At 61.8% G+C, this 25,797-nt stretch carries 22 protein-coding genes; 5 read left to right on the top strand and 17 right to left on the bottom strand.

Features of this window, described 5'->3' with window-relative positions; genetic code table 11:
• Positions 1-222 precede the first annotated feature (222 nt).
• The 3 genes from gltB to hemE all read left to right on the top strand — a co-directional run bounded on the left by gltB (position 223) and on the right by hemE (position 7,441).
• Positions 223-4,668 carry a glutamate synthase large subunit gene (gene gltB, locus ACGSLL_RS10355; protein WP_394505504.1) on the top strand — a complete coding sequence of 1,482 codons (4,446 nt, stop codon included), beginning with the start codon at positions 223-225 and terminating at the stop codon, positions 4,666-4,668.
• A 33-nt stretch (positions 4,669-4,701) separates the two neighbouring features.
• Positions 4,702-6,120 carry an FAD-dependent oxidoreductase gene (locus ACGSLL_RS10350; protein WP_007909438.1) on the top strand — a complete coding sequence of 473 codons (1,419 nt, stop codon included), beginning with the start codon at positions 4,702-4,704 and terminating at the stop codon, positions 6,118-6,120.
• 253 nt (positions 6,121-6,373) lie between these two features.
• A complete protein-coding gene (gene hemE / locus ACGSLL_RS10345; protein WP_394505501.1) occupies positions 6,374-7,441 on the top strand; it encodes a uroporphyrinogen decarboxylase in 1,068 nt (355 codons plus the stop codon).
• Positions 7,442-7,613: 172 nt separating this feature from the next.
• On the opposite strand, the gene ACGSLL_RS10340 is transcribed toward hemE, so the two are convergent.
• Positions 7,614-8,828 (bottom strand): MFS transporter, encoded by a 1,215-nt coding sequence (locus tag ACGSLL_RS10340; RefSeq protein WP_394505903.1) that lies wholly within the window; start codon positions 8,826-8,828, stop codon positions 7,614-7,616.
• A 179-nt stretch (positions 8,829-9,007) separates the two neighbouring features.
• Here ACGSLL_RS10340 and ACGSLL_RS10335 point away from each other — a divergent pair, with 179 nt between their 5' ends.
• Positions 9,008-9,904 carry a LysR family transcriptional regulator gene (locus tag ACGSLL_RS10335; RefSeq protein ID WP_394505499.1) on the top strand — a complete coding sequence of 299 codons (897 nt, stop codon included), beginning with the start codon at positions 9,008-9,010 and terminating at the stop codon, positions 9,902-9,904.
• 103 nt (positions 9,905-10,007) lie between these two features.
• Here ACGSLL_RS10335 and ACGSLL_RS10330 read toward each other — a convergent pair whose 3' ends face one another.
• Positions 10,008-10,445 (bottom strand): excinuclease, encoded by a 438-nt coding sequence (locus ACGSLL_RS10330; protein ID WP_394505497.1) that lies wholly within the window; start codon positions 10,443-10,445, stop codon positions 10,008-10,010.
• A 296-nt stretch (positions 10,446-10,741) separates the two neighbouring features.
• Here ACGSLL_RS10330 and ACGSLL_RS10325 point away from each other — a divergent pair, with 296 nt between their 5' ends.
• Positions 10,742-10,945 (top strand): helix-turn-helix domain-containing protein, encoded by a 204-nt coding sequence (locus ACGSLL_RS10325; RefSeq protein WP_394505494.1) that lies wholly within the window; start codon positions 10,742-10,744, stop codon positions 10,943-10,945.
• A gap of 109 nt (positions 10,946-11,054) precedes the next feature.
• Here the strand turns inward: ACGSLL_RS10325 and ACGSLL_RS10320 are convergent, their stop codons facing one another.
• From ACGSLL_RS10320 to ACGSLL_RS10250, 15 genes are all read right to left on the bottom strand, one after another.
• Positions 11,055-11,858 carry a hypothetical protein gene (locus ACGSLL_RS10320; protein WP_093105720.1) on the bottom strand — a complete coding sequence of 268 codons (804 nt, stop codon included), beginning with the start codon at positions 11,856-11,858 and terminating at the stop codon, positions 11,055-11,057.
• Positions 11,859-11,883: 25 nt separating this feature from the next.
• On the bottom strand, positions 11,884-13,110 hold the full coding sequence (locus ACGSLL_RS10315; RefSeq protein ID WP_208939053.1) for a beta-ketoacyl-ACP synthase: 1,227 nt from the start codon (positions 13,108-13,110) through the stop codon (positions 11,884-11,886).
• Positions 13,110-13,838 carry a 3-oxoacyl-ACP reductase FabG gene (fabG, locus tag ACGSLL_RS10310; RefSeq protein ID WP_394505491.1) on the bottom strand — a complete coding sequence of 243 codons (729 nt, stop codon included), beginning with the start codon at positions 13,836-13,838 and terminating at the stop codon, positions 13,110-13,112. Before fabG ends, ACGSLL_RS10315 begins: the two co-directional genes overlap by 1 nt.
• The gene (locus ACGSLL_RS10305) at positions 13,831-14,295 is read right to left on the bottom strand and encodes a hotdog family protein (protein ID WP_394505489.1); all 465 of its coding nucleotides are present in this window, start codon (positions 14,293-14,295) and stop codon (positions 13,831-13,833) included. The genes fabG and ACGSLL_RS10305 overlap by 8 nt, the downstream gene beginning before the upstream one ends.
• On the bottom strand, positions 14,292-15,488 hold the full coding sequence (locus ACGSLL_RS10300; protein WP_394505487.1) for a beta-ketoacyl-[acyl-carrier-protein] synthase family protein: 1,197 nt from the start codon (positions 15,486-15,488) through the stop codon (positions 14,292-14,294). The genes ACGSLL_RS10305 and ACGSLL_RS10300 overlap by 4 nt, the downstream gene beginning before the upstream one ends.
• A complete protein-coding gene (locus tag ACGSLL_RS10295) occupies positions 15,485-15,952 on the bottom strand; it encodes a hypothetical protein (RefSeq protein WP_394505485.1) in 468 nt (155 codons plus the stop codon). The genes ACGSLL_RS10300 and ACGSLL_RS10295 overlap by 4 nt, the downstream gene beginning before the upstream one ends.
• A 143-nt stretch (positions 15,953-16,095) precedes the next feature.
• Positions 16,096-16,821 (bottom strand): class I SAM-dependent methyltransferase, encoded by a 726-nt coding sequence (locus tag ACGSLL_RS10290; protein ID WP_394505483.1) that lies wholly within the window; start codon positions 16,819-16,821, stop codon positions 16,096-16,098.
• The gene (locus tag ACGSLL_RS10285; protein ID WP_394505481.1) at positions 16,818-18,065 is read right to left on the bottom strand and encodes an NAD(P)/FAD-dependent oxidoreductase; all 1,248 of its coding nucleotides are present in this window, start codon (positions 18,063-18,065) and stop codon (positions 16,818-16,820) included. The genes ACGSLL_RS10290 and ACGSLL_RS10285 overlap by 4 nt, the downstream gene beginning before the upstream one ends.
• A complete protein-coding gene (locus tag ACGSLL_RS10280) occupies positions 18,052-19,215 on the bottom strand; it encodes a cation:proton antiporter (RefSeq protein ID WP_394505479.1) in 1,164 nt (387 codons plus the stop codon). The genes ACGSLL_RS10285 and ACGSLL_RS10280 overlap by 14 nt, the downstream gene beginning before the upstream one ends.
• Positions 19,212-21,551, bottom strand: a complete 2,340-nt coding sequence (locus ACGSLL_RS10275; protein ID WP_394505477.1) for an MMPL family transporter — start codon at positions 21,549-21,551, stop codon at positions 19,212-19,214. Before ACGSLL_RS10275 ends, ACGSLL_RS10280 begins: the two co-directional genes overlap by 4 nt.
• On the bottom strand, positions 21,535-22,137 hold the full coding sequence (locus ACGSLL_RS10270; RefSeq protein WP_394505475.1) for an outer membrane lipoprotein carrier protein LolA: 603 nt from the start codon (positions 22,135-22,137) through the stop codon (positions 21,535-21,537). The genes ACGSLL_RS10275 and ACGSLL_RS10270 overlap by 17 nt, the downstream gene beginning before the upstream one ends.
• Positions 22,134-22,559 carry an acyl-CoA thioesterase gene (locus tag ACGSLL_RS10265; RefSeq protein WP_394505473.1) on the bottom strand — a complete coding sequence of 142 codons (426 nt, stop codon included), beginning with the start codon at positions 22,557-22,559 and terminating at the stop codon, positions 22,134-22,136. The genes ACGSLL_RS10270 and ACGSLL_RS10265 overlap by 4 nt, the downstream gene beginning before the upstream one ends.
• On the bottom strand, positions 22,552-24,096 hold the full coding sequence (locus ACGSLL_RS10260; RefSeq protein WP_394505471.1) for an HAL/PAL/TAL family ammonia-lyase: 1,545 nt from the start codon (positions 24,094-24,096) through the stop codon (positions 22,552-22,554). The genes ACGSLL_RS10265 and ACGSLL_RS10260 overlap by 8 nt, the downstream gene beginning before the upstream one ends.
• Positions 24,077-25,024, bottom strand: coding sequence for an LpxL/LpxP family acyltransferase (locus ACGSLL_RS10255; protein WP_394505469.1), 948 nt, complete (start codon positions 25,022-25,024; stop codon positions 24,077-24,079). The genes ACGSLL_RS10260 and ACGSLL_RS10255 overlap by 20 nt, the downstream gene beginning before the upstream one ends.
• Positions 25,021-25,755 carry a glycosyltransferase family 2 protein gene (locus ACGSLL_RS10250; protein WP_394505467.1) on the bottom strand — a complete coding sequence of 245 codons (735 nt, stop codon included), beginning with the start codon at positions 25,753-25,755 and terminating at the stop codon, positions 25,021-25,023. The genes ACGSLL_RS10255 and ACGSLL_RS10250 overlap by 4 nt, the downstream gene beginning before the upstream one ends.
• Between the last annotated feature and the right edge of the window lie 42 nt (positions 25,756-25,797).

The following is a 25,797-nucleotide window of genomic DNA, read 5'->3' as shown; positions in this document are numbered from 1 at the left end:
TTTAAAAAAGTTTTGACTAGCACAGCAGATCGCTTTAAACCTTTCACAAATGCGACATGAATTTGCGACAGTTCGTCGTCAAATTTGTGAGCTTCTGTGTCGCTGTGTACAATGACCACCCTTTTGCCCCCGCGAAGCCGGCGTACGTTCGGCGCGGAACGCAAGTGGTTGAATTGAAAAGAAATTTGCCTCGAATAGAGGCAGCCTGGTGAGAAAGTGTCTATGAAAGCAGGTCTGTACCAACCAGATGAATTCAAGGATAACTGCGGTTTCGGCCTGATAGCCCATATGCAGGGCGAGCCCAGTCATACCCTTTTGCAAACGGCCATCGAGGCCCTGACCTGCATGACCCACCGCGGTGGGATTAATGCCGACGGCAAGACCGGTGACGGTTGCGGTCTGCTGATTCAAAAGCCTGATACGTTCCTGCGAGCCATTGCCCAGGAAGCCTTCAGCGTCGAGTTGCCCAAGCAATATGCTGTGGGCATGGTGTTCTTCAACCAGGACCCGGCCAAGGCCGAAGCCGCGCGCGAGAACATGAACCGCGAGATCCTCGCCGAAGGCCTGCAACTGATCGGCTGGCGCAAAGTGCCGATCGACACCAGCGTCCTCGGCCGTCTGGCCCTGGAGCGTCTGCCGCAGATCGAGCAGGTCTACATCGGCGGCGAAGGCCTGAGCGATCAGGACATGGCGGTGAAGCTGTTCAGCGCGCGTCGCCGTTCGTCGGTGACCAACGCCGCGGACACCGACCACTACATCTGCAGCTTTTCGCACAAGACCATCATCTATAAAGGCCTGATGATGCCGGCCGATCTGGCCGCGTTCTATCCGGACCTGAGTGATGAGCGCCTGCAAACCGCGATCTGCGTGTTCCACCAGCGCTTCTCCACCAACACCCTGCCGAAATGGCCGCTGGCGCAGCCGTTCCGCTTCCTCGCGCACAACGGCGAGATCAACACCATCACCGGTAACCGCAACTGGGCACAGGCCCGTCGGACCAAGTTCAGCAACGATCTGATGGATCTGGAAGAGCTCGGCCCGCTGGTCAACCGTGTCGGTTCCGACTCCTCGAGCATGGACAACATGCTCGAACTGATGGTCACCGGTGGCATCGACCTGTTCCGTGGCGTGCGGATGATCATTCCGCCTGCGTGGCAGAACGTCGAAACCATGGACCCGGATCTGCGTGCGTTCTACGAGTACAACTCGATGCACATGGAACCGTGGGACGGCCCGGCCGGCGTGGTCATGACCGACGGTCGCTACGCGGTGTGCCTGCTCGACCGTAACGGTCTGCGTCCGGCGCGCTGGGTCACCACCAAGAACGGTTTCATTACCCTCGCCTCGGAAATCGGCGTGTGGAACTACCAGCCCGAAGACGTGCTCGCGAAGGGCCGCGTCGGCCCGGGCCAGATCTTCGCCGTGGATACTGAAACCGGGCAGATCCTCGACACCGATGCGATCGACAACCGTCTGAAATCCCGTCATCCGTACAAGCAATGGCTGCGCAAGAACGCCCTGCGCATTCAGGCGACCATGGAAGATAACGATCACGGTTCGGCGTTCTACGACGTCGATCAGCTCAAGCAGTACATGAAGATGTATCAGGTCACGTTCGAAGAGCGCGATCAGGTACTGCGTCCGCTCGGCGAACAAGGCTACGAAGCCGTCGGCTCGATGGGCGATGACACGCCGATGGCCGTGCTGTCCCAGCGTGTGCGTACGCCGTACGACTATTTCCGTCAGCAGTTCGCCCAGGTCACCAACCCGCCGATCGACCCGCTGCGTGAAGCGATCGTGATGTCGCTGGAAATCTGCCTCGGTGCCGAGCGCAACATTTTCCAGGAATCGCCGGAACACGCCTCGCGGGTGATCCTCAGCTCGCCGGTCATTTCCCCGGCCAAGTGGCGCTCGTTGATGAACCTCGACCGTCCGGGTTTCGAACGGGCGATCATCGACCTCAACTACGACGAAAGCCTCGGCCTCGAAGCGGCGATCCGCAACGTTGCCGATCAGGCTGAGGAAGCCGTGCGCGCCGGGCGTACCCAGATTGTCCTGAGCGACCGCCATATCGCCCCGGGCAAACTGCCGATCCACGCCTCCCTGGCGACCGGCGCGGTACACCACCGCCTGACCGAAAAAGGCCTGCGTTGCGATTCCAATATCCTCGTTGAAACTGCCACCGCCCGTGACCCGCACCACTTTGCGGTGCTGATCGGTTTCGGCGCCTCGGCGGTGTATCCGTTCCTGGCCTACGAAGTGCTGGGCGACCTGATCCGTACCGGTGAAGTGCTGGGCGACCTCTACGAGGTGTTCAAGAACTACCGCAAAGGCATCACCAAAGGCCTGCTGAAGATCCTGTCGAAGATGGGCATTTCGACCATCGCTTCGTACCGCGGTGCGCAGCTGTTCGAGGCCATCGGCCTGTCCGAAGAAGTCTGCGACCTGAGCTTCCGTGGCGTGCCGAGCCGCATCAAAGGCGCGCGTTTCGTCGACATCGAAGCCGAGCAGAAAGCCCTCGCCGTCGAAGCCTGGAGCCCGCGCAAGCCGATCCAGCAGGGCGGTTTGCTGAAGTTCGTCCACGGTGGCGAATATCACGCCTACAACCCGGACGTGGTCAACACCCTGCAAGCCGCTGTGCAGCAGGGCGACTACGCCAAGTTCAAGCAATACACCTCGCTGGTCGACAACCGCCCGGTGTCGATGATTCGCGACCTGTTCAAGGTCAAGACCCTCGACACGCCGCTGGACCTCAGTGAAGTCGAGCCGCTGGAATCGGTGCTCAAGCGCTTCGACTCCGCCGGTATCTCGCTGGGCGCGCTGTCGCCGGAAGCTCACGAAGCTTTGGCCGAAGCTATGAACCGCCTCGGGGCACGTTCCAACTCCGGCGAAGGCGGTGAAGACCCGGCGCGTTACGGCACCATCAAGAGCTCGAAAATCAAGCAGGTCGCCACTGGCCGTTTCGGCGTGACCCCGGAATACCTGGTCAACGCCGAAGTGCTGCAGATCAAGGTTGCCCAGGGCGCCAAGCCGGGCGAGGGCGGGCAACTGCCAGGCGGCAAGGTCAACGGGCTGATCGCCAAGCTGCGCTATGCAGTGCCGGGCGTGACCCTGATTTCGCCGCCGCCGCACCACGACATCTATTCGATCGAAGACTTGTCGCAGCTGATTTTCGACCTCAAGCAGGTCAACCCGCAGGCACTGGTTTCGGTGAAACTGGTGGCTGAAGCGGGCGTTGGCACCATCGCTGCCGGTGTGGCCAAGGCCTATGCGGACTTGATCACCATCTCCGGCTACGACGGTGGTACCGGTGCTTCGCCGCTGACCTCGATCAAATACGCCGGCGCACCATGGGAACTCGGCCTCGCCGAAACCCACCAGACCCTGCGCGGCAACGACTTGCGCGGCAAGGTCCGGGTGCAGACCGATGGCGGCCTGAAAACCGGCCTCGACGTGATCAAGGCTGCGATCCTCGGCGCTGAAAGCTTCGGCTTCGGCACCGCGCCAATGATCGCGCTGGGCTGCAAATACCTGCGTATCTGCCACCTGAACAACTGCGCCACCGGCGTCGCCACTCAGAACGAGAAGCTGCGCAAGGATCACTACATCGGTACCGTCGACATGGTGGTGAACTTCTTCACCTACGTCGCCGAAGAAACCCGTGAGTGGCTGGCCAGGCTTGGCGTGCGTTCGCTGGAAGAGCTGATCGGTCGCACCGATCTGCTGGAAATCCTCGAAGGCCAGACCGCCAAGCAAAACCACCTGGACCTGACGCCGCTGTTGGGCAGCGACCACATCCCGGCGGACAAACCGCAGTTCTGTGGGGTTGAGCGCAACCCGCCGTTCGACCAGGGCCTGCTGGCCGAGAAAATGGTCGAGATGGCTTCGGCGGCAATCAACGACATGAGCGGTGCCGAGTTCGATCTGGACATCTGCAACTGCGACCGTTCGATCGGCGCGCGGATCTCCGGCGAGATCGCCCGCAAGCACGGCAACCAGGGCATGGCGAAAGCGCCGATCACCTTCCGTTTCAAAGGCACGGCCGGGCAGAGCTTCGGCGTGTGGAACGCTGGCGGTCTGAACATGTACCTGGAAGGCGATGCCAACGACTACGTCGGCAAAGGCATGACCGGTGGCAAGCTGACCATCGTGCCGCCGAAGGGCAGCGTTTATAAGACTCAGGAAAGCGCCATCATCGGCAACACCTGCCTGTACGGCGCCACGGGCGGCAAGCTGTTCGCCGCTGGCACCGCAGGCGAGCGTTTTGCCGTACGTAACTCCGGTGCCCATACCGTCGTGGAAGGCACTGGCGATCACTGCTGCGAATACATGACCGGTGGTTTCGTCTGCGTGCTGGGCAAGACCGGTTACAACTTCGGCTCAGGCATGACCGGTGGTTTCGCCTACGTGCTCGATCAGGACAACACCTTCGTTGACCGGGTCAACCACGAACTGGTGGAAATCCAGCGGATCAGCGGCGAGGCGATGGAAGCCTATCGCAGCCACCTGCAAAACGTGCTGAACGAGTACGTCGCGGAAACCGACAGCGAGTGGGGTCGTGAACTCGCCGAAAACCTCGATGACTACTTGCGTCGTTTCTGGCTGGTCAAGCCCAAGGCTGCCAACCTGAAATCGTTGCTTTCCAGCACTCGTGCCAACCCGCAGTGATATGCGCCTGAAGAGTTTGATGAGGTTTTAACAATGGCTGAACGTCTGAATAACGACTTCCAGTTCATCGATGTCGGGCGCAAGGATCCGAAGAAGAAACTGTTGCGTCAACGCAAGAAAGAGTTCGTCGAAATCTACGAACCGTTCAAACCCCAGCAGTCGGCCGACCAGGCCCATCGCTGCCTGGGTTGCGGCAACCCGTATTGCGAATGGAAGTGCCCGGTGCACAACTTCATTCCCAACTGGCTGAAGCTGGTGGCCGAGGGCAACATCCTTCAGGCCGCCGAGCTGTCGCACCAGACCAACACTCTGCCGGAAGTCTGCGGCCGGGTGTGCCCGCAGGATCGTCTGTGCGAGGGTGCCTGCACCCTCAACGACGGCTTCGGCGCGGTGACCATCGGTTCGGTCGAGAAGTACATCACCGACACCGCGTTCGCCATGGGCTGGCGCCCGGACATGTCCAAGGTCAAACCGACCGGCAAACGTGTCGCGATCATCGGCGCGGGCCCGGCGGGCCTGGGCTGTGCCGATGTGCTGGTGCGTGGTGGCGTAACCCCGGTGGTGTTCGACAAGAACCCGGAAATCGGTGGTCTGCTGACCTTCGGCATCCCTGAGTTCAAGCTGGAAAAGACCGTGCTGAGTAATCGCCGCGAAGTCTTCACCGGCATGGGCATCGAGTTCCGTCTCAATACCGAAGTCGGCAAAGACGTGACCATGGAGCAACTGCTCGCTGAATACGATGCGGTGTTCATGGGCATGGGCACCTACACCTACATGAAGGGCGGTTTTGCCGGTGAGGACCTGCCGGGCGTTTACGACGCGCTGGACTTCCTGATCGCCAACGTCAACCGCAACCTGGGCTTTGAAAAGTCGCCGGAAGATTTCGTCGACATGAAAGGCAAGAAGGTCGTGGTACTTGGCGGCGGCGACACGGCGATGGACTGCAACCGCACCTCGATCCGTCAGGGCGCCAAGTCGGTGACCTGCGCTTATCGTCGTGACGAAGCGAACATGCCCGGCTCGCGCAAAGAGGTGAAGAACGCCAAGGAAGAAGGCGTGAAATTCCTCTATAATCGCCAGCCGATCGCCATCGTCGGTGAAGACAAGGTTGAAGGCGTGAAAGTCGTCGAGACCCGTCTTGGCGAACCGGATGCCCGTGGTCGTCGCAGCCCCGAGCCGATCCCTGGTTCCGAAGAGATCATTCCGGCCGACGCCGTGGTCATCGCCTTCGGCTTCCGCCCGAGCCCGGCGCCGTGGTTCGAACAGTTCGAAATCCAGACCGACAGCCAGGGCCGCGTTGTTGCGCCTGAGCAAGGTCAGTACAAGCACCAGACCAGTAACCCGAAAATCTTTGCTGGCGGCGACATGGTGCGCGGTTCCGACCTGGTGGTGACGGCGATCTTCGAAGGCCGCAATGCGGCTGAAGGGATCCTCGATTACCTGGGCGTCTAACTCCGGCGCCTGAGCCAAACGCAATACCCCTGTGGGAGCGAGCCTGCTCGCGAAAGCGGTCTGTCAGCCAACTTCAATGTTGGATGTGTCGGCCTCTTCGCGAGCAGGCTCGCTCCCACAGTTGTTTTAGGGCGTTGCGGAAAATCGTGTTCCAGCGCGATAAATTGACCCGATAGACAAAAGGCTGACCCACATCCGTGCCTTTTGCCTCGCGCTCTGAGAAAATGCCCGCACTTTTTTTCCGGATGCCGACATGACTGCCCTGAAGAACGACCGCTTCCTTCGCGCCCTGCTCAAGCAACCCGTTGACGTCACCCCTGTGTGGATGATGCGCCAGGCCGGTCGCTATCTGCCGGAGTACCGCGCCAGCCGCGCCCACGCCGGCGACTTCATGAGCCTGTGCATGAATCCGCAATTCGCCTGCGAAGTCACGATGCAACCGCTCGACCGCTATCCGCAACTGGACGCGGCGATCCTGTTTTCCGACATCCTCACCATCCCCGATGCCATGGGCCAGGGCCTGTATTTCGAGACCGGCGAAGGTCCGCGCTTCAAGAAAGTCGTCAGCACCATGGCCGACATCGAAGCCCTGCCGATTCCTGATCCGCACAAGGACCTCGGTTATGTGATGGACGCAGTCAGCACCATTCGCCGCGAGCTGAACGGCCGCGTGCCGCTGATCGGCTTCTCCGGCAGCCCATGGACCCTGGCGACCTACATGGTTGAAGGCGGTTCGTCGAAAGACTTCCGCAAGACCAAAGCGATGCTCTACGACAACCCGCACGCCATGCACCTGTTGCTGGACAAACTGGCGCAGTCGGTGACTTCGTACCTCAACGGCCAGATCATGGCCGGTGCGCAAGCGGTGCAGATTTTTGATACCTGGGGCGGCAACCTGTCGGCCGCGGCGTATCAGGAATTCTCGCTGGCCTACATGAAGAAAATCGTCAGCGGCCTGATTCGCGAGAACGATGGTCGCAAGGTGCCGGTGATCCTCTTCACCAAGAACGGCGGCCTGTGGCTGGAAAGCATCGCCGAAGCCGGCGCCGACGCCCTGGGCCTGGACTGGACCTGCGACATCGGCAACGCCCGCGCCCGCGTCGGCGACAAGGTCGCGCTGCAAGGCAACATGGACCCGACCGTGCTCTACGCCAAACCGGAAGCGATCCGCACCGAAGTCGGGCGCATTTTGGCCAGCTATGGCAAGGGCAGCGGGCATGTGTTCAACCTCGGCCACGGCATCACGCCTGAGGTTGATCCTGAACATGCCGGCGCATTCCTGCGCGCGGTGCATGAGCTGTCGGCGCAGTATCACGAGTAATTTTCGCCTGATAAAAACGCCCGGCTTGTGCCGGGCGTTTTTGTTTCCACAATTCAACGTCGTACGCAGATCAATTGTAGGAGTGAGCCTGCTCGCGATAGCGGTGAGCCAGTCGCCCAATATGTTGGCTGACACACCGCTATCGCGAGCAGGCTCACTCCTACAAGTTGCGTCAGGCTTTGACACCGCCTAGCGGCGGCAACTTCGCCAGCTTCAACGCCACCCCAAGCGCAATCAGCAACAGCACCCCGATGAACAACCCGATCCCGTTCCACCCGCCCAAATGCCAGAACACCCCACCCGCCGTGCCGGCAATGCTCGAGCCGGCGTAATAGCTGAACAGGTACAACGACGATGCCTGGCCCTTGGCCTTGGTCGCGCGGCGGCCGATCCAGCTGCTGGCGACCGAGTGCGCGCCGAAGAAGCCGAAGGTGAAGATCAGCATGCCGACGATGATCAGCAGCAGCGGTGCGAACATCGTCAGCGCGAGGCCGACGAACATCAGCGCAATCGTCGCCCAGAGCACTTTGCGCCGTCCCAGTTTGTCCGCCAGTGAACCGATCTTCGCCGAGCTGTAGATTCCTGACAGATAGACCACCGAAAGCAAACCGACGTACACCTGATCGAGGTGGTAGGGCGCTGCCAACAAGCGATAGCCGATGTAGTTGAACAGCGTGACGAACGCGCCCATCAATACAAACGCTTCGAGAAACAGCAGCGGCAGGCCGGCGTCGCGAAAGTGCATGGTGAAACCGTCGAGCAGACTGCGCGGGTGCAGTGAGCGGGAGCGGAAGTTGCGCGACTCGGGAAGGATCTTCCAGAACACCGCTGCGGCAATCAGCGCCAGCCCGCCAATCACCAGCATTGCCGTGTGCCAACTGACGAAGTCGATCAGTACCCCGGTAATCAGGCGCCCGCTCATCCCGCCGATCGCGTTGCCAGCGATGTACAAGCCCATCGCCAGGCCGATGTGTTGTGGATGAATTTCTTCACTCAAGTAAGTCATCGCCACCGCCGCCAGGCCACTGAGTGACAGGCCGATCAGCGCGCGCATGACCAGGACGCCGTGCCAGCTCGGCATCATCGCGCTGGCCATGGTGCACAGCGCAGCGGCGAACAAGGCGGCAACCATCACCGGTTTGCGCCCGACCCGATCGGAAATCGGCCCGGTGATCAGCAGACCGAACGCCAGCATGCCGGTTGCCACCGAAAGGATCAGGCTGCTTTGCGCCGCGTTGATCCCGTATTCGTGGGACAGCAGCGGCATCATTGGCTGCACGCAGTAGAGCAAGGCGAAGGTCGCAAAACCGCCGCAGAACAGCGCCAGCACCGTGCGCATGAACGCCGGTGTGCCTTTTTCGATAAAAATCTCCTGCAGCTCGGCGATGGCATCGTCCGCTGCAGCAGGCGGGACTTCGTGGGCTAATGGCGCAACGGCAGTTTTCACTTCAGACCTCGGGAGAGCACAGCCAGGCAGGCAATGAAAAAATCATATAGCTGGCTAATGTTTCTATCCAATATATTGTTCGACCTGTTTGATAGCTTTTACGACCTAATGAGAAATCCATGGAACTGCGCCATCTACGCTACTTCATTGCCGTCGCCGAAGAACTGCATTTCGGTCGTGCGGCACAGGTGCTCGGCATTTCCCAACCGCCGTTGAGCCAGCAGATTCAGGCGCTGGAGCAAGAGGTGGGCGCGCGCCTGTTTGAGCGGACCAATCGTCGGGTCGAACTCAGCGAAGCCGGCCGGCTGTTTCTACAGGAAGCGCGGTTGGCGCTGGCGCAGGTCGATAAGGCCGCCGATGTCGCGCGCCGGGCACAGTTGGGTGAACTGGGCGAACTGAAGATCGGTTTCACCTCGTCGGCGCCGTTCAACTCGACGATTCCGCAGGCGATCTTTGCCTTTCGCCAGCGTTTCCCGGCGGTGCATCTGAACCTGCGCGAGATGAGCAGCACCATGGTCGCCGATGCATTGGTGGACGAGTCGATCGAAGTCGGCATCATGCGTCCGCTGGGGTTGCCGGATTCGTTGAGCGTGGTCGAATTGATGCGCGAGCCGTTGGTCGCGGTGCTTAGTTCCACGCATCCATTGGCGCAGGGCTCCGAGCAAGGGCTGTTTCTCTCGGCATTGGCGCTGGAACCGTTCGTGTTTTTTCCACGCAGTTATGGCAGCGGCTTGTACGCGCAGTTATTAAGCCTGGCCCGAGACGCCGGGTTCAGCCCACACTTCGCCCAAGAGGCCGGCGAGGCGATGACCATCATCGGCCTGGTCGCTGCGGGGCTGGGGGTTTCGGTGCTGCCGGCGTCCTATCAGCGGATGCGCATCGACGGCGTGGTCTACCGCCCGCTGCTTGATCCGGAGGCTGTTTCGGCGGTGTGGCTGGTGCAGCGCAAGGAGCAGAAATCACCGATGGCCAAGGCATTTGTCGAACTGCTGACGCGCAAGGTTGACTCTATGTAAGGGCTCATGGCCTCTTCGCGAGCAGGCTCGCTCCCACTTTGGAATGCGATCCCCTGTGGGAGCGAGCCTGCTCGCGAAGACGTCCGCCCAAACACCACCGTCCTCATGGCAACCGCACCAAATCCCCCTTCAACGCCACCCGAGTGACAAAAATCCCCGCCCGGCATTCGTAAGTATTCAAATCCTTGCGCACACGCTGGTCGTAGTAACTGACGATATTGACCACCGCATTCGCCCCGACACGCTTGGCATCGGCCTGCAACTTGATCAGATTCGACTGCAACACCCACTCGCAGGAATGGTGATCGCTCTTGTTGAAACCATTGGTCTTCAGATCACTGACCACGCCGCGCCGCAGCAACTGCTGAGTGCCCTGCGGCCCGTTGCCGATCAGGTAGAACTTCACACTGCCATCCAGCCGTCCGGCGCGAATCGCATCCGACAGCACGGTTTCGAAGGGCATGTACATCAGGTTGGTCGCGTGGCTGGCTCCAGACAGCAGCGTGAAAAGCGCAGCGGCGATCAGGGCTTTCACTTGCATGGTCATCTCCTTGACGGTGAAAGAGAACCGCGAGTGCAGGGCTGATTGGCTCGCCGTTCAAGCAGGCGCGGTGCGACGGCCTGTCAGGACGAGTGTAGATGCTGAAACGAGCAGGGCGCCGAATGGTCCCCTTGTGGCGAGAAAATTTATCCTCGCGTTATCGCGGATTTAAGGTGATTGCGATCTGGACTACACAAGGTCAGTGCATTCCCTACGAAAACTTCAGAAGTGAGTGCCTTGTGTGAATAACCTAAGGACGCTAATTTTCTTAACGCCAGAAATCATCAAGAAAAAACATGATCGAAAAATTCGCGAACTGGGACTCTATCGATTATTTGAAAACTGATGAGGACTTGGTGAGTTATCTTGAGGTTTGCATGGATGAAGCAAGGGGAGATCTTCGGTTCATCGCCAAAGTGCACGGGACGATTGCCCGAGCCCGCCTCAGGATGTCGGGCGACGCCCAAAAGTTGTCCCGCAAGGGGCTTGTGAGACTCTGAGGATCCTGGATACCAGCCATCGCAGAGCCAGACAGGTAAGCGGCGATGACAAGCCAACCTGTTTGTGAAAGGGCGCCGAAAGGCGCCCTTTGTCGTTTCTACAGTCCACTCAATCGACGTGCGCCAGATCCCCGCGCAACGCGACGCTCGACACCAGTGTCCCGGCGCGGCACTGGAATTTTTCGGTGTCTTTGTACAGGTCGCGCTGGTCGACGCTGGCGATGTTGATCACGGCGTTGGCGTCGGCGTTTTTCGCGGCGTTCTGCAGTGTGGCCAAGGCTGATTGCAGAGCCCAGAAGCAGGCGTCTTCGTCGGACTTGTTCGAGCCGTTGGTCTTGCGGCTGCTGCTTACGGTGTCGAGTTTGCGCACTTGCTTGGGCAGGGTTTCTCCGGCCAGGTAGAACTTCACGCTGCCGTCGAGCAGGCCGGCGTCGGTGGCGCGTTTGACGCCTTCGCGAAAGCTCAGGTAGGTCGGCTCGTCAGCGCCCTGTTTGATGATGCCGAGGTTGTTGACGGCTTCGATGTCCGGATTGATCGACAGTTCTTTGAGCACATTATCGCGCAGGCGGTTGACCCAGCGGTTGTAGTTGCCGTGGATCTTGCCGTCCTTGGCATTGAGGCCGTAGCTGCTGCGGTAGTCGATCTCGAACGAGGTCGGGCTGAACGGAATGTCGACTTCGGCGTGATGACGACCACGTACGGTGATCGCCGCTTTGATCATGCCCGGGCGCACCGATTGCACCACCCACTGCCGATCGTTGAGCGCGGTGACGATCGCGCGGCTCATTTGTTGCTGGGTGAAGCCGAGGTTGGGCGAGAACTCTTCCTTGGCGTTGTATACCGGTTTGCTGGTGCAACCGCCGAGCACCAGGATCAGTGCCAACAGAGCGGCGATGCGGTGAAACTGAGTCATTCCCTTCACTCCAAACGTCTTGCGGTCAGTGCCAGCGGCGGAAAATCAACGAGGTGTTGACGCCACCAAAAGCGAAATTGTTGTTCATCACATAGTCGTGATGCATCTGGCGGAATTCGCCGCGCAGGTAATCGAGCTTGCCGCAGTGCGGGTCGACCTCGTCGAGGTTGAACGTGTGCACGTACAGGTCGCGGTTGAGCATTTCGATGCTGAACCACGACTCCAGCGCACCACAGGCGCCGAGGGTGTGGCCGAGGAAACTCTTCTGCGAGCTGATCGGCATGCGTTCGCCGAACAAACTGCTGGTTGCCAGTGTTTCGGCAATGTCGCCCTGTTCTGTAGCCGTGCCGTGACCATTTACATAACCGATCGCATCCGGCGTCAGCCCGGCGTCTTCCAGCGCCAGCTCCATGGCGCGGCGCATGGTCACTTGCTCGGGGCGTGTGGTGTGCTGGCCGTCGGCGTTGCTGCCGAAACCGACGATCTCGGCGTGTATGCGCGCGCCACGGGCGAGAGCGTGTTCCAGTTCTTCAAGGACCAGCATGCCGCCGCCTTCACCGATGACCAGACCGTCGCGGCCTTTGTCGTATGGGCGCGGGCTGGTCTGCGGTGCATCGTTCTTCAGGCTGGTGGCGTAGAGCGCGTCGAAGACCATGGCTTCGGTCGGGCACAGCTCTTCAGCGCCGCCAGCGAGCATCAGTGGCAGGCGACCGAACTTGATCGCTTCATAGGCATAGCCGATGCCTTGGCTGCCACTGGTGCAGGCACTGGAGGTCGGGATCAAGCGGCCGGTGAGGCCGAAAAAGATGCTGATGTTGGCCGCCGTGGTGTGCGGCATCATTCGCACGTAGGAGTTGGCGTTGAGCCCCTCGGCCACCGAGTTGAGCAACATGTTGCCGAACGCCTTGATCTCATCGGTGCTGCCGGTGGACGAGCCGCACGCGACGCCCATGCGCCCGTCCTTGATCGATTCGTTGCCCAGCAGCCCGGCATCGGCCAGCGCTCTTTCCGAGGCACCGACTGCCAGCCGCGACACCCGACCCATGCTGCGCAGTTGCTTGCGCGTCCAGTGCGCCGGCACTACGAAGTCGTCGATGGGGCCGGCAAGACGCGTGTTCAGTTCGCTGAAGCGGTCCCACTCGTGCATGCGGCGGATGCCGCTGCGGTTGGCGGCGAAATGGCCAGCAATGGTTTCCCAGTCGCTGCCCAGCGAGGTGATGCCGGCCATGCCGGTGACGACGACGCGCTTCATCAGCACAAGCCTCCGTTGACCGCCAGAACCTGACGGGTGATGTACGAGGCTTCCGCCGACATCAGGAAATTCACCGCAGCGGCCACCTCTTCAGGGGTGCCCATGCGTTGCGCGGGGATCATTTTCATCAGCTCTTCCACCGGCACGTTTTCATCGAGCATCGCCGTATCGATCAGGCCCGGGGCGACGCAGTTAACGGTGATTTTGCGCTTGCCCAGCTCGATCGCCAATGCCTTCGCCGCGCCGATCACGCCCGCCTTGGAGGCGCTGTAATTGACCTGGCCACGGTTGCCGATCAGCCCGGACACCGATGTTATGCAGACAATCCGCCCAGCGGCGCGGCGGCGAATCATCGGCATCATCACCGGGTGCAGGACGTTGTAGAAACCATCGAGGTTAGTGCGCAGCACCACGTCCCAATCGTCATCGCTCAGCGCGGGAAAGGCGCCGTCACGGGTCAGCCCGGCATTGAGCACCACGCCGTAATAGGCGCCATGGGTTTCGACGTCGGCTTCGAGAATGGCTTTGCAGGTTTCGCGGTCGGCCACGTCGAATTGCACGATGCGTGCGTTGCGCCCCAGCGCTTGGATTTGCGCCTGAACCGCTTGCGCTTCAGCCATGCCGCTACGGCAATGCAGGACGATATCGTGCCCGGCCTGCGCCAGACGCAGGGCAATGGCGCGGCCGATGCCACGGCTGGAGCCGGTGACCAGTACCGATTCAGTCATCGTTCGACTCCTTGGTTTGTTGCAGATATTGGGTGGCCTGCGGCGGACGAAACACATTCAGCCGCGCACTGGCATGGATGCCGTCGCCGTGGATATGGCATTCGAACACGCCCATGCCGTTGTCGTCTTCCAGCGAGCGCAGGCCGTGGACGGTCAGTTGGCTGCCGGCAGGAAAAGCCTCGACGTTGCACTCGAACTTGCGCGTGCCGAGCAGGAAACCCAGCTCGACCGGATTGCCTTTCTGCCGTGCGTGGCAGCCGGCGAACGCGGCAACGCTTTGCGCCATCAGTTCGATGCCGACCCATGCCGGCAGGCTGCCGTCGGCGAGGCTGAACAGGCCGCCCGGCTTGACCGTGAGGCGGGTGAAAATCTGCTCGTCGTCGAAACGCTCGATCGCGTCGATCAGAATCATGTCGCCGGCGTGGGGCAACAGTTCGGCGAGCGGCCAGGGGGTCATGGGGCGTCTCCGATAATCAGGCTGACGTTATTGCCGCCGAAGGCAAACGAATTGCTCATCAGGTAGCGCGGTGCAATGGACGACAGGCGTGTGCTCGCGGTCACCCAGTTCAGCGCAGGCAGGGCAGGATCGGCCGCGCCGTCCCAGATGTGCGGGGGCAAGGCGTGATCGCGGTTGTCGGCGCTCAGGCTCAGCCAGCAGAACGCCGCTTCCAGCGCGCCGGCAGCGCCGAGGGTGTGGCCGGTCAGCGGTTTGGTCGAGGAACAGGCGACGCCTTCGGCAAACAGCGCCTCGACCGCCAGACTTTCCATGGCATCGTTGTGCTGGGTCGCCGTGCCGTGCAGGTTCAGATAATTGATTTGCGCTGCTTGCAGTTGCGCGCGGCTCAGGGCTTTGCGCATCGCTTGCAGGGCGCCGCGCCCGCTCGGCTCCGGCGCGGAAATATGGTGCGCATCGGAACTGGCGCCGGCACCGAGCAGCGCGATGGCCGGGCCTGCGCCTGACTGTCTGCTCATCACGAACAGCACCGCCGCTTCACCAATGTTGATGCCGTTGCGGTTGACCGAGAACGGATTGCAACGCTCGGCCGACATCGCTTCCAGTGAGGAAAAACCGTTGAGGGTCAGTTTGCACAGGCTGTCGACACCGCCGCACAACACGGCGTCGCACAAGCCCAGATCGAGCAGGCGCTGAGCGCTCATCAACGCCCGAGCACTGGAAGTGCACGCGGTGGAAATTACATACGCCGGGCCGCTGAGTTGCAGCCATTCGGCGAGAAAATTCGCCGGGGCGCCGAGTTCCTGCTGCCGGTAATCGTATTCAGCCGGGAAATGCTGCTCACGAATGTAATGCGCCAGACCCCGGCTGGCCTCGTCGATGCCCGAGGTGCTGGTACCCAGCACCACGCCGATGCGCTCGCGACCATAAGTCTGGATCGCCTGCTCGATGTCATCGCGGATTTGCAGGGCGGCCTCGAGCAGCAATTGATTGTTGCGCGTGCTGTGCTCGGCCAGTTCCGCCGGAATCGGCGCCAGTTCACCGGGCACCGCGGCCACCGGCAGCTTGCGCTGTGAGACCCAAGCGGATTCGCAGCACATGCCCGAGCAATCGCCGGCAAACAGCTTGCGTGCAACTTCGCGTTTGTCACGGCCCAGCGCGCAGATCACACCGAGGGCATTCAGATAAGCGGTCATGGCGTAGAGTCACCGAGCGGGGAAACGCGATAGTGCGGGCCTTGCGGCAGGTTCAATTCGAAACTCATCGGTTGTGCATAGTCGACGGTCCAGCGCGCTGGCAGGGAGCGCTGACGGTCCTGCTGCTGCGCCGCGGGGTAATTGCTCAGCAACTCGCCGGACGGGGTCAGGGCGAACAGCAGCGCGGCAAACAATTCCCGCGCCTCGGGGTTTGGTGGGAGCAGACCATCGGCCTGCCACTGACCATCGATCAGCAGCTGACGGGCTTGCGGGATGCCAAGCGGATCCATCATCGACCAGCGGATGCCCGGGCCTTCGCGCTGGATCACCAACAGCCAGTCCTGACGCTGCCCGGCTTGCTGGCGCTCGATGTGCAGTTGCAGCGGCAGGGGCAAGGTCGGGTTGGCCGCGGGCAGCGGCACCTGGCTGGCGCAAGCGCTCAACAACAGGGAACAGCACACCATCACCAGCCACACCACAATCCCCGTGGGAGCGAGCCTGCTCGCGAATACGCTTTCACAGGCACTGTTTATGCTGATTGACACACCGCTTTCGCGAGCAGGCTCGCTCCCACAGGGTTGAAGGTGTGCAGATCGATCGGGTTGCATCAGAGAGTACCTGCAAGCGGCTTGCGCGCCACAACATTGACCAAGGTCTCTTCCCGCTGACCAAACGGCTTCGGCTTGCGCACCCCGAAGCGCTCCAGCAAACCGAAGTCCTTCGATCGGCTCCACCACAGATACGGGTAGGAGATATTGCGCTGGTCAAACTCGAAACCCTGCTCGCCAATCATCTGCAGATACTGCGCCGCGCTCTTCTGCACATGCATCGGATGGCGGAACAGCCAGCGGATTACCCAGGTATCGATGTAAGCCTCGGTGGACTCGGCGAACAGCAGATAGCCGCCCGGTTTCAGTACGCGATAGAACTCGGCGAGGGCTTTTTCCTGCTCGACCAGGTGATGGAACGTCTGATGGCAGAACAGCAGGTCGACACTGTCGTCCGGCACATTGAGCTTGGCACAGTCGCTGCCGATCAACTCGACGTCCAGTTCCAGACGTGCTGCTTCAGCAGCACTCAGTTCGAGGCTGTGCCGATCGGCGTCGATACCGATCAGGCGCTGCGGGGCGAAGGTCTGGCGCAGATGAGCGAACGACTTGCCCTGGCCGCACCCGGCGTCAAGCAGCACCGGTTTTTGCGGCAGCGCCTCGCTGAACAAACCCCGCAGATCATTGATCGCCACGCGCAGTACATGGTGCTGCCAGGTGTGGCTGCGCAGGAACCAGAAACCGAAGCGGGTTTCTTCGACGTAGCTGTCGCTCAAGTGATTCATGGGGCGTCCTTTGCACAGAGTTCGGAAATCATTTTCAGGCGTCGGCGCGCTTCGCTGACGAACGGGTTGCGTTCGTCCCAGGCGTAACCGGCAAGAATCGAGCAGATCATTCGGCGGATATCGGCCTGACCATTTTCATAAAAGATCACGTCCTGGAAGGTGCCGGCGTACCAGCCCTCGACGTAGCAGCGGAAGGTGTCAACGCCGCGCTTGAGTGGCGCGGCGAACTCGCTTTGCCAATCGACCGTTTCGCCCTGCAGCTGACGGTGCAGCACCGCGGCGGCCATGCTCGCCGAGCGCATGGCGATAGTCACTCCGGAGGAAAACACCGGATCGAGAAACTCCGCCGCATTGCCAAGCAAGGCAAAACCCGGCCCGTGCAGGGTTTTCACATTCGCCGCATAGCCGCCGAGGGTGCGTGCCGGGGTATCCCACACGGCGTTGTTCAGTACGCCGGCCAGGCTCGGCGTTTCACTGATGAAACCGCGCAGGCAGGCGTCCAGATCAGCGTCGCGACCTTTGAAGTGCTCAGCTGCGGCCACTACGCCCACCGAACAGCGGCCATTGCTGAACGGAATCGTCCAGAACCACACATCGCGGTGTTCAGGATGGGTGGTGACGAGGATTTTCTCGCGGTCGAAGGCCGGGTTGTCGATGTGGTCTTCGACATGCGTGAACACGGCCTGACGCACAGGGAAATTCGACGGTGCCTCAAGGTCGAGCAAGCGCGACAACACCCGCCCGTAGCCGCTGGCATCCAGCACGAAATCGGCTTCGACGCGGTACTCGCTGCCGTCCTCGCGACGTACATCAAGCTGCGGACGGGTCCGCTCGAAATCGACGCTGACGATGGCATCGCCGTAACGTATCTCGGCGCCTTGCAACGCCGCTTGATCGGCCAGCAGTTTGTCGAAATCGGCGCGCTGCACCTGAAACGTTGTCGGCTTGCCGTCGGTGAAGGTGTCGCTGAAATCGAAGGCGCTGTAGCGCTCGCCCCAGGCGAAGGCGGCGCCAGTCTTGCGCTGGAAACCGGCGGCATTCACCGCCTCAAGCATGCCGGCCTCTTCGATGAAATCCAGGCAATGGCTGAGCAGGCTTTCGCCAATGGAGAAACGCGGGAAATGCTGGCGTTCGATCACCAGCACATCGTGGCCCTTGCGTTTGAGCAGGGCGGCGGCAATGGCACCGGACGGGCCGGCACCGATGATCACCACCTGACGCGATTGCAGTTCAGCGATTGGCACGGGAGCTCCGGGACAAATGAGAGTTGAGATTCAGCGGTGCGCGGTGCAGACCGATCAGCGCCGGCAACAGCGTTGCAATCAGACCCATCAGCATCAAGGCAAAGTACAGCGCCGGGCTGATCAGTTGTTGCTGCAACAGCAGATTGAGAAAGACGATTTCGCTCAGGCCGCGAATGTTCAGCAGCACGCTTTCGCGCCAGCGGTTGGCGCCTGCGAACGAAGCCCCGGCCCAGCCGAGGCCGAGCCAGTTGCCGAGCAGTTTACTGGCAATCGGCAACAGCAGCAGCGCTGCCCATTGCAGTGCGTCGAGGCTGGCGAACGCGCTGTGCACATCGATCTGGACGATGCCGAAGGTCAGGATCAGCGGAATCGCCAGCCACGTCTGCAAACGGTTCATCCACAGCGCGGGCAAGGGCAATATCAACGGCACTTTCAATACGGCCATGCACAGCAGGTAACCGATGCCGAGAATCAGCGCGTTGAGTTTGTAATGCTCGGCCATCATCAGCAGCGCAAAGAAGCCGAGGCTGAACGTCAGCGGCCGACGCACACCGAACAGGCGCAGCAGCAACGGCACGCCAGCCAGGGCCAGCGGCAGCAACAGACTGCTCAGGTGCAGACTGCCTTGGGCAACGCCGAACAGCGTCCAGCAGGTCAGATCGATGAGGATGGCGGTCTGCACCAAGCGGCGGGTGGCGGCGGGCGGGTAATCGATATGGCGTAGATACAGATACAGCACCGGGATCGCGGTAATCGCGAACACCAGCCCGATCGCCAGCGAACTCAGCCACGGTTGCGCGGGCAACAGCCAATAAGCGGCTGCGAGACCTGCAGCGAAGGGGACGGCGAAACTCGGTACGGCGATCTTCAGGCTTTGCCGATTCAGTTTCAGGTCGATGACATCGCTGAGAATGTGCCCCAGCAGCAGGGCAAAACTCAGGCTGTAGAGACTTTTCAACCAGTCTGGTGCGATCAGTTGCGCGCCGCTGAGCTGCCAGCTCGGCTCGATCCAGACATACATCAACAGCGGCAGGCCAAAACTCGCCAACAGCAACTGACTGACAATCGGGATCAGGCCGAAGTGGCGGCCTACGCGAGTCGCCACAGCGAACAAGGCCAGCGCCAACAGCCAGAAAGCGACGATCATCATGCTTGCGCCTCCGTGGCAGCGGCGCTGTGCGTATGGCGTCCGGCCCACGGCGCGAGCATGAAGCTGAATGCCAGGCCAAGGCTCACCGACAGACCGAAATTGCTCACCGCCGGCGTGCTGGACACCGCTAGCAGACCGAACGACAGCCAGGTCGTCACCGCTGCCAGCAAGGTGCCGAGCAAACTTACCGCCGCACCGCCGACCTGCTCACGCATGAGAATCGCGTAGTCGACGCTGATCGCCGTCACCAGCAGCAGGCCGAACAGGCTGAACAATGTCAGCGGCTGACCGAGCCAGCCGAGGCTGGCCAGACTGCACAGCGCCGCGAGCAGTGGCAGGGCGACGATGCGCAACGCGCCACCGAGGCCGAACGGCAACATCAGCACCAGCACGATCAGCACGCAGGAGGCGAGCTTGAGTTCGGCGGCGCTGATCTGCGTGGCGGCGAAGACTTCATTCAATTCGCCGAGACGGTCGACCAGTCGCACGCCCGGTAAGTCCAGCGCCTGCACCCGCAGCAGCGCCGGGTTGTTCAGGCCTTGCAGGCTGGTGATTGCCGCGACGCCATCGTCGGTGGGGCCGAGCCACAGCGTGCGGTACGGCTCGCCGAGCGGACCGGCCAGTGCGGCGTCGATGTCCTCGGCAGGCACGGTCTGCAACTGCTGCAGCTCGGCTTGCAGCGCCGCGAGCGGCACGCCGAGGTCGAGCAGTGGCTGCCAGTGCTGCGGCAGTTGATTCAGCGCGGCGCGCACCCGTTCTTGCTGAGATGGCGGGCTGACCAGTTGATCGAGGGCCAGATAGCCTTGCAGCTTGTCGAGATTGACCAGTTGCTGCAGACGCTCGCTGAGCGCCGCCTGACGTTCGAGCAATTGCTCCTGATCGGCGGCGCGAACGAGGAAAAACTGGCTGGTCGGCTGATAACCGGTGATGCGCGCAATGGTCTGCGCTTCATCGGTCAGCTGTTGCGGTGCGCCGACCCACTGGCGGATGTCGTTCTTGCTCTGCAACTGCATCAAACCACCGGTGCAGAAGGCAATCAGCAGCGCCAGCAACACCGGGGTGCGGACGCGTTCGAGGAGTCGTTCGCGCAGCGTGACCAAGCGTTCGGCCAGTTGCAGGGGCCATTGTGCGGGGCGCAGTTCGAGGTTGTTCAGCAGCGCCGGCAGCAGGCACACCGCGGATAAATAGGCGCCGAACAATCCGGCCGCGGAGAACACGGCAATCTGCGTCAGCGCCGGGAACGGCGTCCACGCCAGCGCCAGATAGCCGATGGCGCTGGTGACCAGACTCAGCGTCAGCCCGGAAAGCGTCAAACGTAGCGCCGGCCAACTGCGCCACGGCTTCAGGCTCCAGCTCTTGGACAGGTAGTGCAGCGGATAATCCACCGCCACCCCGATCAGGCTGGAACCGAGCACCAAGGTCATCACGTGCATATGGCCGAACAGCGCGACACACGCAACCGCGCCGAACAGCATGCCGACCAGCACCGGGACGAACGCCAGCAACACTCGCCAGCGGCGGAACGCGAGCAGCAGCAGCAAGAGGATGCCGACCGTGGCACCGCCACCGACCCAGGTCATTTCCCGGGTCGCCTGCTGTTGGCCGTTGGCGGCATACAGCAAGCCGCTGGCGGCCAGCAGTTGTACATTGGACTTCGCCGCTTGCGCACGACTTTGCGCGAGCAGATCGGCGACTTGCAGCGGCAGGTTCATGTCAAAGGCGTTGCCGCGGGTGCGTGCCCGTAGCAGTACCCAGCTCTTGCCGTCGGCGTCGGCGATCAACGCGCCGCTGCCGATGTCCAGTTGCACCGCGCCATGTTGTGGCTGACTGTTCTGGATGCGCCCGGTCAGGCCCAGCCAATCCTCTTGACTGGAGACCAGACTGAAGCCGCTGAACGGGTCGAACAGCGCCTGAACCCGCTGCTGAATAAACGCGTCGGGATGTTCAATCAGCAGCTGTCGATCATCGGCCGAAAGCATCGCCAGCCGCCCTTGCAGCAGTTGTGCGCGCAGGGCCGGCAGATCGGCTTGCAGGTTCCACTGCACCTTCTCGAACAAGCCGCTGGCCTGCCATTGCTCGCCGAACGTCTGCGCCATGGCCAGCGCCTGCTGGCGATCGGCGTGGCCGACCAGTACCAGCATCTCGCGGTTGAGCGGTTCCTGCATGCGTTGTTCGGCGCGCTGTTCGAGGGCGTCAGGCTGGGTGCCGGGCACCAGTTCCATGAGGTTCGCCGACAATGGCGGCCCGGCGCGCCACTGCCAGCCGGCCAGCGCAACAACCGCCAGCAGCAGGATCAGAAACAGCCACGGCAGCCTGCGTTCACTCGGCAAAGTCATGTTGCTCCGCGTCGCTCAACGGCTGGTCGGCCGTGCTGTTCTGCATGCGCAGCACCGTGCTGTCGCCTTGGGTTTCGAGCAGTTCGATGGTCTGCACCAGCGCGCCGCCATCGATATTGATCTGCTTGAACACTTGCTTGAGCAGCAGCGAGCGTGGGGTCAGGGTCAGTTGCCACTGCTGCGCATCGCCCTTGAGCGCCAGTTCGAAATCCCGTTGCAGGCCGCTGCTGTCACCTTGCAGTACGGCGAGGAACAAACGGTTCTGCTCGGCACCGGCGCTCTTGTTCGGCAACAGTTGCCAGCCCGCGCCGTCACGCCGGGCGATGCCCTTGGCGCTGATGCGGTAGTCCTGCTGCAACGGGGTTTTCAATAGCCACAGCAAACCGTGATTTTTTGCGAGGACGAAGTTGCCCTTGCTGATCAATGGCTGCGGCAGGGCGCGCAGGTGTTTTTCCTGAACGAACTGGCCGTGGATTACCTCCGGCTTCGCCAGTTGTGCGCTCAGTTGTTGCAGGTCGAAGGCCTGGGCCAGTGACGAGATGAGCAGCAGCGCCAACGCGCTGAGGCTTTTGACGAGAACGTTCATCGCAGCATCCTTTCTACGGCGTCGGTAAAGACCTTCGGCGAGACCAGCTGCATCTCGCGGCGGCTGACTTCGACGGCGACCTGCACCGAGCTGGCGCGGGTCAGGCGCTCACCGGTTTGCAGGTCGGTGATCAGGTAATTGATCTTCAGACGGTTTTCCCACTCGACCAGACTGGCCCGCACGTTCAGGCGTTGTCCGAACACCGCGCCACGTACGTAGCGCAGTTGCAGGTCGATCACCGGCCAGGCGTAACCGGACTCGACCATGGCCGTGTAGTTGTGGCCGATCTTGTCCAGCAGCGCACAGCGCGCCACTTCCAGGTATTTGACGTAATGCCCGTGCCAGACCACATGCATGGTGTCGACGTCAAAAAACGGCACGAGGATTTCCGTGTCGGCGTGCAGCACTCCGGCGCTACGCATGCAGCCTCCAGTGTTGCGCGGCAATGCGTTGCAGGCACAGGCGCAGCTCGCCTTCCAGCGCGCGGTCTTCGATGACCGGCGGGAAGTCTTTGCTCAGTTCTTCATGCATGGCGGCCAGTGCTGGCGGCAGCGGCCGCGCATCGGTGGCTTTTGCGCGCAGCCATACGCCCTGATTGGCGGCGAGCAAGGTGGCGGCGGCAACCTGTTCGGTCAGCTCCAGTACGCGGATCGCATCGCGGGCGGCGATGGTGCCCATGCTCACCTTGTCCTGGTTGTGGCACTCGGTGGAGCGCGAGAACACGCTGGCCGGCATGGTGTTTTTCAGCGCCTCGGCTGTCCACGCGCTGGTGCCGATCTGCACAGCCTTGAAGCCATGGTTGATCATCGCCCGATCCGCCGGAGCGCCGGAGAGGTTGCTCGGCAAGCCATGGTTGTAACGCTCGTCGACCAGCAAGGCGAGTTGCCGGTCGAGCAGATCGGCGACGTTGGCCACCAGATTCTTCAGGCTGTCCATGGCGAACGCGATGTGCCCGCCGTAGAAGTGCCCGCCGTGCAGCACGCGCTCGGCTTCGGCGTCGATGATCGGGTTGTCGTTGGCGCTGTTCAGTTCGGTTTCGATGAACGAGCGCAGCCAGTTCAGGCTGTCGGCCAGTACGCCGAGCACATGCGGGGCGCAGCGCAGCGAGTAACGATCCTGCAGGCGATGCAGCGGCGCGGTCGGTGCGTCGATTGCCAGATCCTTGCGCAGCCACGCGGCGACCTGCATCTGTCCCGGATGCGGCTTGGCGGCGAACAGGCGTTCGTCGAAGTGCTCAGGATTGCCTTGCAGCGCCACCACGTTGAGCGCGGTGATGCGCGTGGCCAGTTGCAGCAGGTAGTCGGCGCGGGCGAAGGCGAGGCAGGCGAGGCCGGTCATCACTGCGGTGCCGTTCATCAGCGCCAGCGCTTCTTTGGGGCGCAGCACCAGCGGTGTCCAGCCGAGTTCGCGGTGTACATCGGCGGCCTGGCGGCGCTCGCCACGGAAGAGCACTTCACGCTCGCCGGACAACGTTGCGGCGACATACGACAACGGCGTCAGATCACCGCTGGCGCCGACCGAACCTTCTTCGGGAATCAGCGGCAGGATGTCGTGTTCGAGAAACGCCTGCAGACGCTCCAGCAACTCGACCCGCACGCCGGACACGCCGTGGCACAGCGACTGCAAACGCGCCGCCAGCACCGCGCGGGTGGCTTGCGCGTCGAGCAGTTTACCGAGGCCGCAACCGTGGAAAGTGTAGAGGTGACGCGGCAACGCTTCGACGTGATGCAGCGGCACCGCTACTACGCAGGAATCGCCATAACCGGTGGTCACGCCGTAGATGACGCCTTCCTTGTCCAGCAGCGAATCGAGAAACCGTGCACCTTTGGCGATGCGCTCGCGGTAATCGGCATCGTTCTGCAACTGCACGGGCACCTGACGGTTGGCCAGGGCCAGCACGTCTTCGATGCGCAAGGGGCGTTCGCCGAAGGTTACCGGCTCAGGAATTGGCGTGGTCATCGGTTTTCCAGAAAGGGTAGAAGTTGAACCATTGCTGTGGCGCTTCGAGGCAATAGTGACTCAGGCGCTGCGCATAAAGACTGGCCCACTGATGAATGACCTGCTCGCGCTCGCGGCGCGTCCACACCACGGCGTCGGCGAACGGTTCGAGGGTCAGGCGATAGTGGCCGTCGGGTTGTTTCAGGCACATCAAAAGATTGACCGGGCACTTCAACAGGCCGGCCAACAACCACGGCCCTTGCGGGAATGGCGCCGGGTGGCCGAGAAAGTCGACGGTGACGCTGCGCCCGCCATGCAGCGGCACGCGGTCGCCGGCAATCGCCAGCCACTCGCCGCGCTCCAGCCGTTCGTGCAGTTGCAGCATGATCACCGGGTCGAGTTCGCTGACCTGAATCAGGCGCAGATTGGTCGCCCCGGCCTCGCCGAGCAAGCGGTTGAACTGCTCGGCGTGCTTGGTGTGCACCAGCACGTTCATGGTGACTTTTTCGCCGATTTCCGCCAGCGCGCGGCAGACCTCGAGGTTGCCCAGGTGCGCGCCGACCAACAGCTGACCACGACTGCCGCGCAACTGCTTGCGCAACAACGCCGGGTCGATGATTTCGATCTGCTCGATGCGCAGCTTGCCGTTCCACACGTCGAGCTTGTCGAGCAGTGAATCGGCAAACGTCATGAACTGGCCGAAGACGCGCCAGTGGCTCGGGCGCAGATCTTCGCGCTGGCTCCATTCGGCCAAGCGCTGCTGGTACTGCCAGGCGCTGCGCCGGGCGATGCGGCCAAACAGAAAAAAATACAGCACGATGCCGTACAGCAACGGGCTGAGCAGGCGGCGGCCAAGGACCCTGGCAGCCACCGCGGTGAATTTCATCAGCAGGAAACTGCCGCGCTCTTCACGGTCGGCCCAGTGCTTGTTGTCGGCTTCTTCACTCATGGTTTGCACCGGCGCCAGAGGATCACCGGCAAGCGCAGCAACATGCCGAAGAACAACCGTGTGTGCATGCTGGAAATCAGCGCGTTGTCATGGAACAGGCGAAAGTGCGACACCCCGTCCAGCGGGTAATGCACGCTGGTTTGCAGCCAGCGCATGGGCTGGTTGCGCCACGCCAGGCGCACCAGAATGTCGGAATCGAAATCCATGCGCTTGCCGACTTTCGCCGAGTCGATCACCGCCAGGGTCGGTGCCAGCGGATACACGCGAAAGCCGCACATCGAATCGCGGATCTGCAGCGACAGCGTGTTGATCCACACCATCACATGCGTCAGATAACGCGCATACAAACGGCCCTTGGGCACGCTTTCGTCGAACAGCGGATAACCGCAGATCATTGCCTTGGGATGCGCACGGGATTCGGCGACGAACCGGGCGACATCCTGCAAATCGTGCTGACCGTCGGCATCGACCTGCAGGGCATGGCTGAAGCCCAGCCGCGAAGCTTCACGCAGTCCGGTCATCACCGCGCCGCCCTTGCCTTGATTGGCGGTCAGGCGCACCAGAAATACGTCTTCACGCTGAGCCAGGCCATCGAGCACGCGCGCACATGAGGGCGCGCTGGCGTCGTCGACCAGAATGCACGGCAGACTTTGGGCGAGGAGGGCGTCGACTACGCTGCCGACCGCGGTTTCGTGGTTGTAGACCGGAATCACGGCGCAAGGCTTATGCATGCCGGTTCTCCTCTGGCACACCGCGACCTCTGTGGGAGCGAG

Origin of the sequence: Pseudomonas retamae, from assembly GCF_043496865.1 — a bacterium.
GTDB lineage: Bacteria > Pseudomonadota > Gammaproteobacteria > Pseudomonadales > Pseudomonadaceae > Aquipseudomonas > Aquipseudomonas retamae.
Note: the sequence above shows the minus strand (reverse complement) of the source record. Positions and strands in the feature narration are given on the sequence as shown.

What these genes read in the sequence shown, in the direction of transcription:
- ACGSLL_RS10300 (WP_394505487.1), bottom strand. Translation starts at nt 15,488, where the DNA reads ATGACCGCTTATCTGAATGCCCTCGGTGTGATCTGCGCGCTGGGCCGT.
- ACGSLL_RS10295 (WP_394505485.1), bottom strand. Translation starts at nt 15,952, where the DNA reads ATGGTGTGCTGTTCCCTGTTGTTGAGCGCTTGCGCCAGCCAGGTGCCG.
- ACGSLL_RS10290 (WP_394505483.1), bottom strand. Translation starts at nt 16,821, where the DNA reads ATGAATCACTTGAGCGACAGCTACGTCGAAGAAACCCGCTTCGGTTTC.
- ACGSLL_RS10335 (WP_394505499.1), top strand. Translation starts at nt 9,008, where the DNA reads ATGGAACTGCGCCATCTACGCTACTTCATTGCCGTCGCCGAAGAACTG.
- fabG (WP_394505491.1), bottom strand. Translation starts at nt 13,838, where the DNA reads ATGACTGAATCGGTACTGGTCACCGGCTCCAGCCGTGGCATCGGCCGC.
- ACGSLL_RS10305 (WP_394505489.1), bottom strand. Translation starts at nt 14,295, where the DNA reads ATGACCCCCTGGCCGCTCGCCGAACTGTTGCCCCACGCCGGCGACATG.
- ACGSLL_RS10315 (WP_208939053.1), bottom strand. Translation starts at nt 13,110, where the DNA reads ATGAAGCGCGTCGTCGTCACCGGCATGGCCGGCATCACCTCGCTGGGC.
- ACGSLL_RS10280 (WP_394505479.1), bottom strand. Translation starts at nt 19,215, where the DNA reads ATGATGATCGTCGCTTTCTGGCTGTTGGCGCTGGCCTTGTTCGCTGTG.
- ACGSLL_RS10270 (WP_394505475.1), bottom strand. Translation starts at nt 22,137, where the DNA reads ATGAACGTTCTCGTCAAAAGCCTCAGCGCGTTGGCGCTGCTGCTCATC.
- ACGSLL_RS10260 (WP_394505471.1), bottom strand. Translation starts at nt 24,096, where the DNA reads ATGACCACGCCAATTCCTGAGCCGGTAACCTTCGGCGAACGCCCCTTG.
- ACGSLL_RS10255 (WP_394505469.1), bottom strand. Translation starts at nt 25,024, where the DNA reads ATGAGTGAAGAAGCCGACAACAAGCACTGGGCCGACCGTGAAGAGCGC.
- hemE (WP_394505501.1), top strand. Translation starts at nt 6,374, where the DNA reads ATGACTGCCCTGAAGAACGACCGCTTCCTTCGCGCCCTGCTCAAGCAA.
- ACGSLL_RS10350 (WP_007909438.1), top strand. Translation starts at nt 4,702, where the DNA reads ATGGCTGAACGTCTGAATAACGACTTCCAGTTCATCGATGTCGGGCGC.
- ACGSLL_RS10330 (WP_394505497.1), bottom strand. Translation starts at nt 10,445, where the DNA reads ATGCAAGTGAAAGCCCTGATCGCCGCTGCGCTTTTCACGCTGCTGTCT.
- gltB (WP_394505504.1), top strand. Translation starts at nt 223, where the DNA reads ATGAAAGCAGGTCTGTACCAACCAGATGAATTCAAGGATAACTGCGGT.
- ACGSLL_RS10250 (WP_394505467.1), bottom strand. Translation starts at nt 25,755, where the DNA reads ATGCATAAGCCTTGCGCCGTGATTCCGGTCTACAACCACGAAACCGCG.
- ACGSLL_RS10265 (WP_394505473.1), bottom strand. Translation starts at nt 22,559, where the DNA reads ATGCGTAGCGCCGGAGTGCTGCACGCCGACACGGAAATCCTCGTGCCG.
- ACGSLL_RS10320 (WP_093105720.1), bottom strand. Translation starts at nt 11,858, where the DNA reads ATGACTCAGTTTCACCGCATCGCCGCTCTGTTGGCACTGATCCTGGTG.
- ACGSLL_RS10275 (WP_394505477.1), bottom strand. Translation starts at nt 21,551, where the DNA reads ATGACTTTGCCGAGTGAACGCAGGCTGCCGTGGCTGTTTCTGATCCTG.
- ACGSLL_RS10325 (WP_394505494.1), top strand. Translation starts at nt 10,742, where the DNA reads ATGATCGAAAAATTCGCGAACTGGGACTCTATCGATTATTTGAAAACT.